Below are 16,321 nucleotides of genomic sequence, written 5' to 3' on the forward strand. Positions count from 1 at the left end.
TAAAACTGTAGATAAACGGTATTATCAGTGGGTATTTATTGCAAGAGGTTTGCAGTATGCTTCATAAGTAATTTACCGCGGTTAACCGCAAGCTTGTGCCCGGTACGCTTTTTATAAACGAGGGGGATGATGATGGAGGAAGGTTATGGTAATGCCGCGCAGTATGTTGGCCTGCATATTACCAAAGGCGTTTTCGCTTATGGCAAATAGCTCCCGAGATTCGTTCGTCTTTGGTTATGGCAAAATTTAATTTTAGCAATAATGCTTTGGTTAAACCCACCGTACGGTCAAGCAAATTTGCAGGCTTTTCTTTTAACAGCGAAATACTCTCGTCAAGGTGTTTCATGCCTTGATCCTGCCTGCCATTACTCATACAAAAGACAGCATAGTTACGTTTGGCAAACTCTTAAATGCGCTTGCAAAGACCGATCCCCCACTAAAGCGTCAGATTTTTGCGAAACCGATCAATTGCTTTGCGGTCATTGTCAGAAAATTCCGAAGAACTGTAGCTATATAGGTTACGGCCGTTCATAGACTCCTCGTCTCCGGCTATGTGTATGTCTGATCTCAAATATGCTACATTAGCAACCCAGGGAGATTGTTTGGGTTGAACAATACAACCCGCAAAGGTTTGCAGGATCGCTCTTCCGCCCCCCTCCAGGCTACTTAAAACAACGCCAAAAGGCCGCAAATAGCTAATTTACAGACTTTTGGTATATCAATCAAAATGCTACTTATTCACCAGCAACTGCAATTTTAATTTTGTTATCCAAGGTATGTTGTGCCAAATATCAGTTGTTCAAAAAATGAAAGCAAATCACAACCATACTATTGGCCGTGCGGCAGCAGAGGTATTTTTTGACGATCAAAAAATACCTCTGTACGCTTTACGCTAAAACCAATTGTTAATTTCTAAACAATCGCAGTTTGGTAACCTGAAAATAGCTGCCGGGGTTGCCACTGCCAACAACGTTTCCTAAAAACCCTATGGAGACAACCTGCGGCGAGGTAAGTACAAATTCAAAAGTTTTTGTTTCTTTAGCGCTTGGAGATGTTTTACCTATGGCTGCACCATTGTACATACTTGCATAGCCCAGCGAAGAAGTAAGGTTAGCAAGTACCGGTAAACCGGCCCCACCCGCTGCTGCAACGCAGTATACCGTTGAGTTAGCCTGCACTTCGGAGTAATAGCTAAACGAAACCTGGTAGGTACCTGCCGGTAAGGCAGCAGATGTTGGCTGGTAAACTATACCGTCAACCACCGGGGAATTGTCCCATGTTTCCCAGTTGATAACGCCGCCTTCGTCGGCAGAGAAGCCGCCGTTGGTGCGGCCATCTTTATTTTTTGCTGCGGCATTGGTTATCCATGGCGCGGCAAGTACACCCCATCTCCCGCCCGGGGTTGCTCTTGTAAAAGGCCCGGTGTTTGATAAATAAATGCTGGTTACCTCGGCTTTAACGCTTTGGTCCTGGTAATCGGTATAAAATATATCAATAGCCGTTTTATTAGGCTTGAAAGCTGTACGGTAACTGATGGAAGCACCCGCCTTATAGCTGGGTAAAGATGTGCTTTGGCCAGTAGCCTGCGATACAATTAAAGTATCGTGCAGTTTATTGGCAACGTCGGTGTATTTAATTTGCATAGAAAGCACGCCATCATCGGCATTAACATCAGCCCAATTGATCAGCGCCGATCCATCCGCCTGTAATTCAGCCTTGGCTACTCCCCTGTTAATCAACGAACTCTGATACAAACTACCGTAAACATTCCCGGCCAGTGTAACGGGGATAGATATGTTTCCCCCGTTATCATAAGTGCGTATCTCAAAGGTCATCACTCCTTCGGGCAGGTTTGGTATAAAAAGTTTAGCGGTATCCACGCCATTTGTACGGGTTACCGGTGTTTCTATAGAATCTTGCTTACTGTTCCAATACACCTTGTATTTTACAATTTTGGGGTCGGATGTAAACAGGCCCATCAACAGAACCCTGTTTCTACCCGAAAAAACTTGTACTGAATCTAATTTACCTGGGTATGAAATTGCTCCGTTTGGCTCGTACTTCTTTTTGTAATCATCCATTTTAGTGCAGGCGCCAAGCGCAAATACCATCAGCAATAAAAGGCAGTGTGATATGTTTTTATATTGTTTCATAATTGACATTAAATTGAAAATCTCCTACACAAATTACTTCCCGAATAATGTAAGCTCACTGATACTCATAAAGTACGAGCCTGTCCAGTTACGTAAGCTCCTAATTCTCAAATACCTGTAAGGGCTTACACCAGCCGGAAAATCGAACCCCCACCCGTCATTACCATACTTAAAATCGGCGGCAGTTTCGGTACCGGATGGCGAACCCGAAGGTTTCACCACATTGCAGGTTAATAATTTAGTCCACGATGCATCAAGGGCGCCATTCACATTAGGGGAGTTTGATCCATATATTTCAAAATCTCTTAAGTTACCGCGTACATAGTATACGTTACCGATCTCCAAAAAGGGATTCATAATAAAGCGGCTAAATACTCTTTGTTTACCCAGGTCAAGCGTTACCATTTGAGGGCTGCCTGCACTTTCTACTGTAAATAAACAATTGGGCCAGCCACCTGTAAAGTTGCCGTCGTATATTTTGGTTAGATCCGTATAGGAATACAAGTTGGTTGCATCGCCGGGCAAAACGTACGGCGACCAGTCCAGTTTGGAGAACTGCTCCTCATAAAACGGAGTGAGGTTCAAAAACAAGGTATCAGAGAGGTTTAAGAACCTGTCGCGAACAAAAAATGCATATTTTCTTGCTATCGCCGGCTGTCCTCTTACCGATGCCTTAATAGCAACGCTGTTACTGTAAATATTATCCATCCCTTTTGGTTGCACAAACTGTCCGTTATTGGCGGTATCTACCAAAGGCACTATGGCTAAGTTATCTTTTGTAGGGTTATCTACTGCAATGTTAAACCCGCCAAAAGTTGCAGTAACCTTAAGCGAATTAAAAGCCAGTATATATGGCGGCGTAAGGGGTTTTACGGTAACACTAACTGGTGCCGAAGCCTTTTCGCTGGAGTTAACCGCGTATAGTTTTACCTCATGTTCCTTCGTGTCGCCAAAGCCATCAACGGTTAAAGTGTTGGAGTAGCGCGATGCAATTACCTCGCGCGATTTGCCGGGAGTTGTTTCGTAAACCGCCCGTACATAAAAAAGGTCGTCATCACCCGGCAGGGCATACGTTAAAACAGATAGCCCGTTTTTATTCTCTACCTGCACATTGCTCACAACACCCGGAGGGGTGGTATTATTTGTAAGGGGTTTGTTAAGTGTTTCCTGCTTGCAACCCGATGCTACTATTGCTAATAGCCACATGCTAAAAGCAATTTGTAATTTTATTGATCTCATGCTAATGTTTTTATTGTTAAACATTTAATTAAATAAATTACCAATTAGGGTTTTGTACCAAATTCTGATTGATAAGTAAATCGCTTTCCTGAATTGGCCACAAGTAATCGCGGGGGATTACAAAGCGCCTCGAGTAGATAGAACGTTCGCGGTAGTACAACTCGGGCGAGTTCTCACTTATCGACCAACCTGTTACGTTACTATTGAGCTCGACACCTGCGGTTTTCCAGCGTAACAGATCCCAAAAGCGTTGCCCTTCAAAACAAAGCTCCACGGCGCGCTCACGCTGGATAATAGAGCGCAAGCCATCTTTTGTAGTATACTTTGTTGGGTTGATGCTGTAGTTTGTCCACGAGTCCTGAACGGTAGGCAAACCTGCCCTTACCCTTACGCGATTTAGATAAGTATAAGCAGCAGCCCCCGGGCCTTGTGCCTCATTCATCGCCTCCGCGTAAAGTAAATACAGATCGGCCAAACGCATCTCCGGCCACGCGTAATTCAAATAAGTAACAGTTGCCCATTCGTAATGCCAATTAAGAGCCTTTTTCATATAAAATCCGGCGATGGGTATTGGCGACGACTGGCCAATTTCGGCGCCGCGCGATTTGAGCCACCAGGTATCAACGTCTGTTTTTGTTGGGCTGTTGGCCATATACCAAATGCCACGGTCGAAACCAAGGTCGGCATAGTAACGCGGCTCCCTATCAAAATTAAGCCTTGCGGTAGTTTCGCCTTCTTTAATGTTAAAACGCTCGGCATGGTTACCAACACGTAGCTTAGAGATGTTGCTAAAATCGAGTGTTTTATCCTCGTTGATAGGCACACCATTTTTGGTGTAGAACATTTTCGCCATTTTTATAGTTGGCCCAAGCAAGGGGCGGTTTGCCGATTTAGCAGCATCGGCGTTATTAAAGTCGTACTGGCCGGCACACATCGACTGGAAAAACGAACTGAAGCCGATGTTATTGACGGTTAATCCCCATATCAACTCATCGTTCCATTTTTCGCTCATCGCATTCCTGATGCTCATTTGCGTCATGGTAGTATCGCTCAGTTTAACTGTTTGCACCGGAAACTGGTACAATTTGATGCTCTGCGACTCGCATGCATCTATAGCCGCTTTACAGGCATCAGCAGCCAGCTGCCATTTTTCGGCGCTGTAAGTCGAGTTAAATAGTGCCTCCCCGTCTTTGTTTTTAAATGAATTATAGTCGGGGTTGCCGTTAAACAGCGGGCTTGCAGCGGTAACCAGCAATCTTGCTTTCATACTTAAAGCAATTGGCTTGGTTAAGCGGCCCAAATCGCTGCCTTCGTTTTGGATGGTTAACGGTAATTTTGAAGCGGCAAGGTCATATAAACCGGCTATATAGGCAACCACCTCATCAACCGGGCGGCGTTTTACCCTTACATCATCTATAGAAGCATCTATGGGAAGATTTTTATCAATAATGGGTATTGGCCCATAAGCACGAAACAGCTGGAAATGATAAAAAGCCTTTAAAAATTGCGCCTCGGCTATCCAACGTTCGCGCGTGTCAATATCAAGGTCGCGTACCTTATTCAGGTCGCTTACGTTTTCCAGAAAAACATTACAATCGCGTATGGCACGGTAGTTTCCCGCTGCATCCCTGGTTCCGTTCATATAATTGGCAATAGGATCTGATGAGTTTTGGAAACCTCTTGGCAATTGCAAAACGTTTGTAGAGCGGATGTGATTCGCCGGGTCTTCCACCCATACCTCATCACCAGCTGTAAGGCCAACGTTGTAAGTGGGGTCGGCCCCGGTTGGCAGGTACGAGTAGCAGGTAAACAAGTATTTTTCGGCCTCTGCTTTAGAAACAAATGCATTGGCTATTGTAGAAACGTTATCCGGCACAACATCCAAAAAAGGTTTCTTGCACGATGACATTGGCAGCGCCATTATTAAAAAGCCCATCAGCAAGGTGATTCCTCCCCTTGGTGCGCTGCCTGATAAAGTGTGCTTAATTTTTTGTATATAATTAGTTTTCATATAATTAATTTCTAAGCTTTTAAAATTCTACCCTTAAGCCTAAGTTAAACACACGCTGAATTGGATACCCCAAGCCCGATGTACCCATCTCAGGATCCCAAAGTTTAAAGCTGCTTAGGGATAATAGATTTAGCCCGTTTACATAAATACGCGCGCTGCTTAAATGGATGTTTTTTAGTGCGTTTTTAGTAAAGTTGTAACCAAGCTCTGCTGATTTTAAGCGAACAAAAGAACCGTTGCGCAACCACCAGGTAGAGGCTTGTGTGTTATTACCCTGTATTTGGGTGCTTAGGCGCGGATAAAACGCGTAAGGGTTACGGTTATCTTCAGACCAATGGTCATCAGCAATAGCACTCAACAAGCCGCTTTGGTTGCCTCTATCTAGCCTGTTCCACGACTGATAACCGCTAATCTGGTAAAAGGGAGAAATATCTGCCGAGTTGATGAAAAAGGATGACCGTGCAGAACCTTGGAAGAAGGCGCTGATATCGAAATTTTTATAGCCTACGGAGAAACCAAAACCATAGATGATCTCGGGTACCTGAGGATGGCCTATAGGCACCACATCCGAGCTGGTAATTTTACCATCACCATTCATATCCCGGTATTTTATATCGCCTGCTTTGTAATCACCAAAGCCTTGTACCGGTGAGTTGGCCACATCCTTATCGTCAATAAACAAACGCTCGGCAATAAGCCCGTATAGCTGACTTAATGAATTACCCACCCTCGAAAGGTACTGCAGGTTGGCAGGATAAATTGGCTCTTCATTTTTTAGCAGTTTGCTTTTTGAATAGGTAAGCGTACCGCGCGACTGGATCCAGAATGAATTGCTGAAATTTTTCTTATAATCCATAGCAACATCTACCCCGCGGCTGGATGATTTACCCGCGTTTGATGAAATGTTGGCCTGTAAGCCCATTGATGTAGGGATAGTGCTGCGTACCAACAAAATATTATCGCGGTTTTGCTGGTAAGCATCTAATGTAAGGTTAAAGTTTTTAGCAATAGTCAAATCCATACCAATATTGGTTTGGCGCGATTGCTCCCACGTAATGTTCCGGTTTTCGTAACGGTAGGTAACTACACCCGGCCTGCTGTAGGTATAGTTGGTACCAAACTGACCAATGCTGCCATTGTTAAGGTTTACATCAGATAGGTAAAAGAAACGATCGTTAGCAGAGCCTATTTGGTCGTTACCCACTAAACCGTAAGTGAACCTAAATTTAAGGTTATCAATAGTTGAGAGTAGCGGTTCAAAGAATTTCTCGTTTGATACCACCCAACCGGCACCAACAGACGGGAAGAAACCGAAGCGGTGATTGGCAGCGAAACGCTCGGAACCGTTGTAACCAAAGTTAAACTCAACCAGGTAGCGGTTATCATAACCGTAAGTAAACCTGCCCGATACACCCTGGTTACGCGAAGGTAACGACAGCTGAAGCGATGGCGCGTTACCGGTAAGGTAATTACGCATAGTACCAATCAACAAACCACTTACCGCATGTTTTTGTGCGAATATGCGGTTGTAGTTGATGGCAGTTTCTATATAGGTGATTGAGTTTGAAATATTTGCCGCCGGGTTTTGGTTGTAGGTTAAGTATTCTGTGGGCGTGGCGCCTATGCTACCTACCGAACCGTTGTTAAGCAAACTTAAACCGCTGAAAGTTCCATTTGATACGTTTGACTGATAATAATACGGGCTATACTGGCGCGATACGGTGAAGTAAGAATAGCGGGTTGTATAACCCATTGTCCTTGCCGATAGCCCCTCAGTAATAAAATCGAGTTTTTGGCTTAAGTTTAATTGTGCCGTTAGCGTACTGGTATTTGAGCTTTGGAAACCGGATAGTGATTGTGCGTACGGGTTCATATAAAGCGCGCCTCCCGGGATAATTGCGTTGCCAAAAAGCGGGTGGTTCTCAAACGGTAGTAAACTGGCCGGATAAATGGCCGGAAAGGCAACCGGGTTACTCCACAAAGCATTTAAAAAAGTATACCCGCCGCCGCCAATTGGCCCCTGATAGCTATCAAACTGGCCTTTTAAACTTACCACTGCTTCGGTGCTTTTGGTAAAGTTTAAAGTTGTGTTTGATAAAATAGAGTACGATTGAAGCTTAATGTTGTTACTGAAATTGTTGAGGCTATTCTCGGCCAGGTTACCATTATCAATATTGTAGGTCATGGCTAAATAGTATTTAGCTTTTTCGCCCCCACCGCTGGCGTTCATGTTGTACCGCTGGTTATTGGTTTTGGTTTTTATCAACTGCTTTATCCAGTTGTTGCTCGGGTATAACAAAGGATCATCGCCGGCAGCCGTGTGGTCTATTTTGTTTTGCGAATAAGGTAAAATACCCAACGGGTTACGGGTTAACACGGCTTCGTTGGCCAGTGTCATGTACGTAATGTTATCTGCCAGGGCAATATTTTTAATATTAGACGATGTTGAATTCTCAGCACGCATGTTGAATCTAACGGCACCTGTTTCGCCACGTTTTGTGGTAACCAGTATTACACCGTTTGCACCGCGTGCACCATACAATGACGATGCAGTAGCATCCTTAAGTACCGAAAAACCTGCAATATCATCCGGCTGTAAGCGGGCAAGATCGGTAGTGGTAGATTCTATGCCATCTATCAATATCAAAGGGTCTACCTTACCCGCACCAAATGTACCCACACCGCGAATGAAGAACTGGGCATTATCTGCACCCGGCTCACCGCTTCGCTGGTAAGAGATCATTCCGGGCACAACACCGGCAAGCATGGTTGTTAAGTTGCTGGTAGCACCTTTAAGCTGCTTGGTGCTTACGCTGGTTATAGAACTTACCAGGCTGGTTTTCTTTTGCGTACCGTAAGCCACAATAGCTACCTCCTCCAATGCATTTTTATCCGTATCCATTTGCACATCTACCTGGCAAGCACCATCTGCGCCAACAGGGTAGTTGGCGAGGTCGAACTCCTGTGTTTTAGAACCTACAAATGAAAAGGAAACGATAGTTTTGGCGGCGCCCTTCAGCACTATGGCATATCTACCATTAACATCTGTTTGTGTGCCAAGGGTTGTACCTTTAATTTTTACAGTAACACCCGGTAAAGCAAGCCCTTTTTCATCAGTAACCGTACCTTGCACTTTCTTTGGCACCACAACGCGCACGGGATCTTTCTGGGGTGCTTGCACAGGAGGCGCCGCATTTGTTTTTTCAATAACGATGAGTTGATCGCGCAACGTGTATTTTAGTTCTTTGCCTTTTAGCAAAACTTCAAAAACTTCGGGCAGCTGAGCATTGCTGAAATTTGCCGAAACAACCTCCTTATCATTGAGGAGCTTGTTGCTGTAAAACACCGTTAGGCCGGTTTGTTTTTTAATGGAATCGAATACCTCTGCTAATGTGATGTTAGCTTTTTGGATGGTAACCGGCCCTGGGCTTTGCGCCTGCACAGTGTTGTACCGGGTTAACAATAAAAGAAACAGAACAGGCAGCATGAGTCGCCGGTTAAATAAAATTTTCTTCATATATGTGTTAGATCTGATTGGTTTACACTAAGACCGGATCCAACAAAAACGGGTGAATAAAAAAACAATAAACTGTAACATTTATATATACACACAATAAATGCACTGTTTTTCAGTAGTAAAAAAAATAACGGAGATGACGAAGAAATTTGCCGGGACGTAAGCTGGTATTTCAGCGGTTTGCAAATAAGAGTGTAATTGTGCTCTGCAATTCCCTATAACGCGAACTTGCCTATTTGATGTGTAAAACCCCGTCTTTGAAATCGGCTTTCACTTGTGCAGAGGCCTTTATGTTTCGTATGAATATTTCAACAGGCTGTTTTTTATCAATTGCTCCGCTAAAAGTTTCCTCGGCCTTAGCCGCATCGTCAAATACTACTTTAACATCAAACCATCGCGATAGCACACCGCTTATTTCACTAAGCCTGGTATTATGAAAGTAGTAAACATCCTTCATCCAGGAGAGTTCGACAGCGGGGTCGAATGTTTGCCTGGAAAAGCCCGTGCCGCTTTGATAAACTGCCTGATAACCGGGCTGCAAAAGCAGCTTTTGGTTATTTTCTGCAGTTGTTGATACAGAACCTTCTACCAGTGATGTAACAGTTTTATCTGCCTGATAGGTATTGATATTAAACTCTGTCCCCAAAACTTTCACCTGGGTTTGCCCGGTGTGTACGATAAAGGGCTTGGCTGGGTCTTTAGCAACTTTAAAAAAGGCTTCGCCGGTTAAATATACCTCGCGCGTTTGCCGTAAAAACGAAAACGAAAACCGCAGGCTTGATGCGGAGTTAAGCCACACCTTAGTTCCGTCGGAGAGGATTATTTGATAGGTTAATGTAGGCGGAACCACCAGTGTACTCCACTCTTCGGCTTTCCTGTTTTCAAGCTGATAGCTTAGGCCTTCCGCGTTTTTGGTTAAATGTGCTGAAGCAGTATTCAATTCCCGGCTTGATGTATCAGAAAGGTTAAGCTGCTGTCCATTCTCCATCCGCAGTAAAATTGCCGGCTTAGCGGCACCGCGGTTTACGGTTGCAATATTACTTGCAGCCCGCTGGGATGGGTAAAAACGAAAGACGGCAACAGCGACGCATAACAATGCAGCCACAGAAAACCATGTCAATATCTTTTTTTTATAAAGTATGCTTTTGGGTAATACGGGCTGGATATCCGGCTCTACTTTATACCAGGCCTTATTTTCGTCAATACTATCAAAAAAGTTTTTGGCACCCGGTGACGCCAGGCCTTGTTGCATAGACTCCCAAAGGAGTTTAACTCCGGGATCTTGCACTATCGCCTGCCTGAGTACCTCACTATCTTCCGTGCTAATGGTACCGGCGAAATGCTCAATGATTAAATCCTGAATATACTCCCTATTATACGTCATTACTTAGTAGACCTAAAAATAGGGAAACGGGTGAATTATCTCGCATTTTTAAAACTATCTTTCAAGGTACGTACCGCCAGCTTCAAATGCGTTTTCAACGAATTAATACTAATGCCCATTTCAAAAGCGGCATCTTTATAACGTTTATTCTCATAATGAACAAGCGTAAAGGCTTGCATTCGTTGCACAGGCAATACCGCCAGCATTTTCTCGGTACAAATTTGCGGCACCTGCTCTTCTTCCTCCCCATCAATTTCGGTAAGCCCGTAACTATACTCAACCAACTTTTTCTGCAGCCTTGCTTCAGCTTCAACTTTCTTTAAGCATCTGTTACGAATAGCGGTAGTTAAATACGCCTTCAGTGACAAGTTAATATTACAATACAGTTGCCGGTCCCAAAAATCAACAAAAAATTCTTGCACAGTTTCTTCTGCATCAATTTCATCGCGCAAAATATAAAACGCCGACACATTGAGCAGCCTGTAATACCTTTTAAATAAAACTTCAAAAGCGGTTTTGTTCCCCAATTTTAATTGCTCAATAATTTGAGTATCGTTCAAAATTTCCATGAAATGGCATTCAATTGGTTTGTAATTGATAAGCGAGGTGCCTATTGAAAGTTAAATGTACAATTATTTATTGTTAAAACAACAATTAATAAAAAAATGATATTCTCTTATTATTATTAAAAAATAGCAAAAATAGTTCCGTCAATCTTGCGCTCGTTTTATTAATTAATGTAAACAAAGGCGCAAAAAAATTATTAACATAGTAATAATCTAATCATATTATTTAATTAATCGCCAACAATAAACCTGTATAAAAGCTAAAAATTAGGTATATAAAAAGATTAATAAGTTAAAAAACACGTCACTAAATGCCTGTAAAATATTATTACGTTCGCTCAACCAATCATCAACACGGCCTATAATGTCTATGCAAATAAATTTAATACTACCTAAAATCGCTAAAAAATTTACTGATATTTATAAGTGTTTTATTTACACTAATAACAATATTACGATCTGTTATTGCCTAAAAAAAACACACAGCTAATGTTTGGAGTGGCTTATTACGATGAGGTATGCCTTGGGAAAGGCCGGAGAAAGAGGTACGCATGATGAAGAAAGCCAGGATTAACGTTGTACGCATTGAGGAATCTACCTGGAGCACTATAGGAACCGCGGGAAGGCGTAACCCAAAAAGTTGTTATTGTAAAAATTTACATAAATGGCGCCTATCGTTGACACATGTAAAATCAAGGTTAGTGTAAATTCCGAGTCTTGATTTTTATTGCACAAATTGTTATGATTGCTTTATAAGAATTAGCAATAATTGAATGATTTTTGAGGTGACCTATTCGGTGACCAATCAAAAATTTATCTATATAAAACACTGATTTAGAGCGTACAGATTGTTAACATTTGTCCCCTCCCTCTCCGCGAAATAAAACCGAACCCAAAAGTTCGGTTTTATTATGCTTAGTTGAATTATATAACTAATTGATAGTCAATTCCAATCAAATTAATTTAGGGGATTCGAGGGTTCGAATCCACCAAATGCAAAACGAGTATAAAGCAGGAGGCAAAACATCTATAAATTGCCTAAAGCCTGCAATAGTAAAAACCGTTTTGATTAATGCTGCAATCTTTGCAGTTCACCAATCACGGGGATCTGGCTTTGCAGGTTCGCCTGTATGGCCGTTTGGATGTAGATCTCGATCTGGAATAATGTAGCTGCCTTTACTCCACCAACCAGTTTTTTAAACCTTTTAAAGTAGACCTTATACAGGGCGTTATATTTAGTTGTATTATTTAAATACTCCCCGGCTATCTTTGTGGCAAGGCTATCATTCAGCGTGTTATAGTTGTCTGTATATTGTTTGATTAAGGCTAACCCTTCCTGGTTGATTGCATTGTCTTTATATTCATACTGATCGTACATATCCCAAAATGCCTTGCTGTCTTTGTCTGCGATTTGCATATATTGAGTAATAATGGCTTTTTTTGTTTTTCCGAAAATCGAGGTGGCAATAGCCATGTCTTCCTTTTCTGTTTGAGCTGCCGCCAGCATGGAGAAAAACGAAATAAGAATAAGGGTAAGTGATATTTTTTTCATGATTGGTTATTGTTTGATGGTGATTAGTTTTCTTTATTATCTGATCCGCATGACCAGAACTTTTATATCCTTCAGTCGAATAAGATTAACTGGGTGAATGGGATCTTATGCGCTTATTAAAGAGCTTTTATTTTGTTGGTGGGCTGCAAAGGCGCCCGGATCATTTGTGCTGTGTTAGTGATGGTTTAAGAATGTATCAAATTGTTTGCCTTTCTTTTTTCATTTACAAACTTACCGGGTTAACAAACCACTATGCTTTTAAAAACACCCGAAACTCTTTTAAAATCAAATGGAACTTGAAATAATCAGGGTGTAATTATTGTGAAACCCGCTTATTTACTTAGGCAAATTTATTTAGGCAAAGAGCTTAAAGACGATGAAATATCGAAGCAAGGATAAATGCCAGCACAGCCACCACAAGCCCAAACATGAAAACGCTGTAAGCAGTGCGTAACAAATGGTATTTTTTTCCCAATACTTGTCCTTGCGCATACACATCTTTAATGAGCATCTCATGAAGGATTTCCCGATCCTCCATCATCATATGCATTCCCTGGCTGTACTCATCCGGTTCCATATGATAAAAATTGCCAAAAAACAGCAGGTTTATTTTTTCAAGCTCCGGGGTTTTCAAATTGAATTTGCGCCTCGGTAAAGCAGGGCGGGTTGATAATATGGAGAAGATCATAGAAAACAGGTTTACAGCCAATAAGATGAATGTCGGTATCATCAGGTAAGTGTTCTCCGATAGTTTCCTCAGTAATAAACTGATAATCGCGGATAAAATAATGGAATTTACGGTAATCAAAATATGAGCTTTATTATCAGCCATACTGCTCAACCGCTGGCTGTTACCGGAAGCGATCCTGAACATGGTATCAATCGCTCTTTCGTTATCATTTATCTTTTTCGAGCCTTTGTCCGGCTTTAGATCCAGCCTGTTACGCGCATCCTTTTCAGTTAACTTTAAAAATCTGGTTTTCATCCTGCGCAGGTTATCATTCTTTCTTTCCTGCAACGATTGCCGGCAATATGTTGTATAAAATTGTAAAGGTTCTAAAAAATCGATCATGTCCCGTAGCCAGCTGATCTCATCAATTTCTTTATTGTTTAAAAGTTCGGTCTCCTTCCTTAATGCCTCACTTCTCTTAAAAAAGGAATTCCGGCCGGTATGATATATGTCCGCATCGCAGATGATCTGCTCTGTAAGGCTTGCCGGCATTCCATTTCGCTGTGTCGACAAAATAATGGCAGTTACATGCTCAATAATCGGCGGCGCTACTTTGTGTTGTTCTAAAAAGTGGGAGGCAAACTGAGCGCCAGCTAATTCATGGTCGCGCTCGCCCTGCAGGTAGCCGATATCATGGAACCAGGCAGCTATGGTTAGCGCGAATAAATCCTCCTCATTCAAACCGGAAAAGCCGGCGATCTTGATAGCCGCTTTTACAACATAACGGGTACGGTCGAGGTTGTGATATAGTAAGGCCTGGGGAGAATTGTCCTCAAAGTAATCCGTCACAAATTTTTCGGATTTTTTAATGAGTCGTTGGTAGTTCATAAAGATTGATAAAAAATTAAATTAAGCCGACACTTAGGTATCGCTTTCCTATTGACTGTCCTTCGCGCAGTCAACAGGTTGCCATTTGAGATTGGCCACTTTATTGCCCATGGCCTTTCGCTGCCGGTGATGCCTGCGCGTCCCGAACAACCTATCCAGTGGTTGTCAATTACTGTTAATGATCCCAAAAAGGTCTGTCCTTATTATTGCCTAAGAGCATAATGCTCCCCTGGTTTTTATATGCGCTAACAACCTCCATACCCGTTGCCGTCACTATTCCGCTTATGAGGCAGGCAAATAATTCGTCGGTTAGTTTAATCCCACTATGATGAGTCTGGGCAAATACTCCGGGATTTGATATGAGGGATAAGCTTTCAAGGAAGAACTTTGATATAATATCGATATCAAAATCATTGCGGTATAACCCCATTTTAATGCCGCGTTCTATATTTGTTTTAAGCGTTTGATAAACGAACAGCGCCTTATGATCTTTAAATTTTTCATACGCTAATTCGTGGTTTTTTTCAAGGTCGTAAATGATGGCCGGAGTTAAAATATCATAAAGCTCGTGTATATATACCAGCAAAAAATACAACTCTATAATTGCGTCGCTTCTTTTTGAAATGAGGTGATTACAGCGACCGATGTGTTCTTCGGTTGCTTTATCTACCAATCCTTCCACCAATGAATCTTTATTGGAATAAAATTGATAAACTGTTTTTTTACTGATCCCTAAGTCGGATGCTATATCATCCATACTGGTGCTGCGAATACCATAACGGATAAAAAGGTTATGCGCCTTGTCGGCTATTTTTTTGGAAGTGTCCATTGGTTTGAATTGTGGGCTCTAATTAAGAAACTGAAATTGTGCATTTGAAAGCTGGCCGGCACAGCATTACTCTGTTTTAAGATTAAGATCTTGATGGTAATATTGACAGATCGGTCTCCAACGAGCGTCGTTTAATATGGTAGCCAATTCCATAAAAAACGCCTGGCTGAACAAAAAAGGAATATCGATAGTTAACGTAAGATCTCTTTCGCCGGTCGGCCGTTTCCAACCACTGTAAAACTTTCTAAGCACAGCGATTCTGTCATCATTGTACATACCATACCAGGTTTTCACGGCTGTGCAGGCTGAACTGGCGAACACTTTATTATCGTTTTTAGCTCCTATTATACTTTTTATAAATTCTTTTTCACTGTTTGGGGTATCAAAAGAGCAATAGCTATTATTAAGGTATGAGTTGAACCCGTTCTTTTGGAATAGTTCATCCAATTTAAACTCAAGGCAACAGCGTAGTTTTTTGGACAGGTTAATAAGATTTTGCCGTTCTTCGGATGTTAAAACAGGTTGCTCTTTCATTTTAATTGAAATTTAGATCGGGGGAATTAATCAAGTTATGACAATAGGCTCCCGGCATTCGTGCTATTTCTAAGTTTCCTTAGGGCCTTTGCCTTTAGCCGTCCTACATGCTCTTTGGTAACATTCAACCTCGTTCCAATTTCTTCGAGCGATGATGGCGTATATTGTCTGAGTCCAAAAAACATAAAAAGAACCTCGCGTTCACGTTCGTCCAATAGTGTTAATGAGCTATAAATCTCTTTGGTAGCAGATTCCCGCACTATATCATCATCGGCCTTTAAGTCGTTACTTTGCAAAACATCAAGCAGATTATACCCCTCTTCACCTTTTAAAGGTTCGTCAATGGAAACACTTACTCCCGATTTATTGATCAATTCCGCTACCTTTTCCACTGTTATGTCGATGCTCTCTGCCAGTTCCTCAATACTTGGTTTACGGCCCTGCTGCTGCTCTATTTTGGCAGACGCCTTATAAAGCTGACTTAGCAACCGAAGCTGGCTAAGTGGCAAACGGACGGTTCGGGCGTGGTCGGCAATCGCCGAACTGATCGACTGACGTATCCACCAAACTGCGTAAGAAATAAACTTGAAGCCGCGCGTTTCATCATAGCGTTTCGCCGCAGTTATTAAACCGATATTCCCTTCATTGATCAGATCACCAAGCGTAAGCCCCTGGCTTTGATACTGTTTTGCCACCGATATTACAAAGCGAAGGTTCGCTTTGGTTAACCTTTCCAATGCAGCCTGGTCGCCATTCTTTATGCGTTGCATCAGGCTTACTTCTTCCTTGGTTGATAACAGATCTATTTTGTTTACCTCGCTAAAATATTTGCTTAACGACTCGTATTCGCGATTGGTAATGCTTTTTGATATAACTAATTGTTTCATGGTAATTTGATTAATACAGTAACCATATCTGCCAGTAATTGCAACCTTTATTTAGACATGGATTTGCCTGGGAATAAGGATGTAGTTTAAG

Annotated in this window: 12 protein-coding genes; all 12 read right to left on the reverse strand. The window is 42.1% G+C overall.

Annotated features, from left to right (window positions below; translation table 11 throughout):
- Window positions 1–178 precede the first annotated feature (178 nt).
- Window positions 179–346, reverse strand: coding sequence for a hypothetical protein (locus IDJ77_RS16395; protein ID WP_191190053.1), 168 nt, complete (start codon window positions 344–346; stop codon window positions 179–181).
- 559 nt (window positions 347–905) lie between these two features.
- Complete coding sequence (locus IDJ77_RS16400; protein ID WP_191190054.1) at window positions 906–2,153, reverse strand: DUF4998 domain-containing protein; 1,248 nt, start codon at window positions 2,151–2,153, stop codon at window positions 906–908.
- A 33-nt stretch (window positions 2,154–2,186) separates the two neighbouring features.
- Window positions 2,187–3,392 carry a DUF5000 domain-containing lipoprotein gene (locus IDJ77_RS16405; protein ID WP_191190055.1) on the reverse strand — a complete coding sequence of 402 codons (1,206 nt, stop codon included), beginning with the start codon at window positions 3,390–3,392 and terminating at the stop codon, window positions 2,187–2,189.
- A 37-nt stretch (window positions 3,393–3,429) separates the two neighbouring features.
- The gene (locus tag IDJ77_RS16410) at window positions 3,430–5,403 is read right to left on the reverse strand and encodes a RagB/SusD family nutrient uptake outer membrane protein (RefSeq protein ID WP_191190056.1); all 1,974 of its coding nucleotides are present in this window, start codon (window positions 5,401–5,403) and stop codon (window positions 3,430–3,432) included.
- A 19-nt stretch (window positions 5,404–5,422) separates the two neighbouring features.
- Window positions 5,423–8,920 (reverse strand): TonB-dependent receptor, encoded by a 3,498-nt coding sequence (locus IDJ77_RS16415; RefSeq protein WP_224751127.1) that lies wholly within the window; start codon window positions 8,918–8,920, stop codon window positions 5,423–5,425.
- Between the two features lie 232 nt (window positions 8,921–9,152).
- Complete coding sequence (locus IDJ77_RS16420) at window positions 9,153–10,172, reverse strand: FecR family protein (RefSeq protein ID WP_191190057.1); 1,020 nt, start codon at window positions 10,170–10,172, stop codon at window positions 9,153–9,155.
- Window positions 10,173–10,339: 167 nt separating this feature from the next.
- Entirely contained in the window at window positions 10,340–10,873 is a 534-nt protein-coding gene (locus IDJ77_RS16425) for an RNA polymerase sigma factor (RefSeq protein ID WP_191190058.1), read from the reverse strand.
- Window positions 10,874–11,939: 1,066 nt separating this feature from the next.
- Entirely contained in the window at window positions 11,940–12,422 is a 483-nt protein-coding gene (locus IDJ77_RS16430; RefSeq protein WP_191190059.1) for a hypothetical protein, read from the reverse strand.
- Between the two features lie 367 nt (window positions 12,423–12,789).
- Entirely contained in the window at window positions 12,790–13,980 is a 1,191-nt protein-coding gene (locus IDJ77_RS16435) for a Pycsar system effector family protein (protein ID WP_191190060.1), read from the reverse strand.
- Window positions 13,981–14,155: 175 nt separating this feature from the next.
- Window positions 14,156–14,809 (reverse strand): TetR/AcrR family transcriptional regulator, encoded by a 654-nt coding sequence (locus IDJ77_RS16440; RefSeq protein WP_191190061.1) that lies wholly within the window; start codon window positions 14,807–14,809, stop codon window positions 14,156–14,158.
- A gap of 66 nt (window positions 14,810–14,875) precedes the next feature.
- The gene (locus IDJ77_RS16445) at window positions 14,876–15,343 is read right to left on the reverse strand and encodes a hypothetical protein (RefSeq protein ID WP_191190062.1); all 468 of its coding nucleotides are present in this window, start codon (window positions 15,341–15,343) and stop codon (window positions 14,876–14,878) included.
- 35 nt (window positions 15,344–15,378) lie between these two features.
- The gene (locus IDJ77_RS16450; protein WP_191190063.1) at window positions 15,379–16,230 is read right to left on the reverse strand and encodes a sigma-70 family RNA polymerase sigma factor; all 852 of its coding nucleotides are present in this window, start codon (window positions 16,228–16,230) and stop codon (window positions 15,379–15,381) included.
- Window positions 16,231–16,321: the final 91 nt, after the last annotated feature.

The sequence above is a fragment of the Mucilaginibacter pankratovii genome (assembly GCF_014773265.1).
Taxonomy (GTDB): domain Bacteria; phylum Bacteroidota; class Bacteroidia; order Sphingobacteriales; family Sphingobacteriaceae; genus Mucilaginibacter; species Mucilaginibacter pankratovii.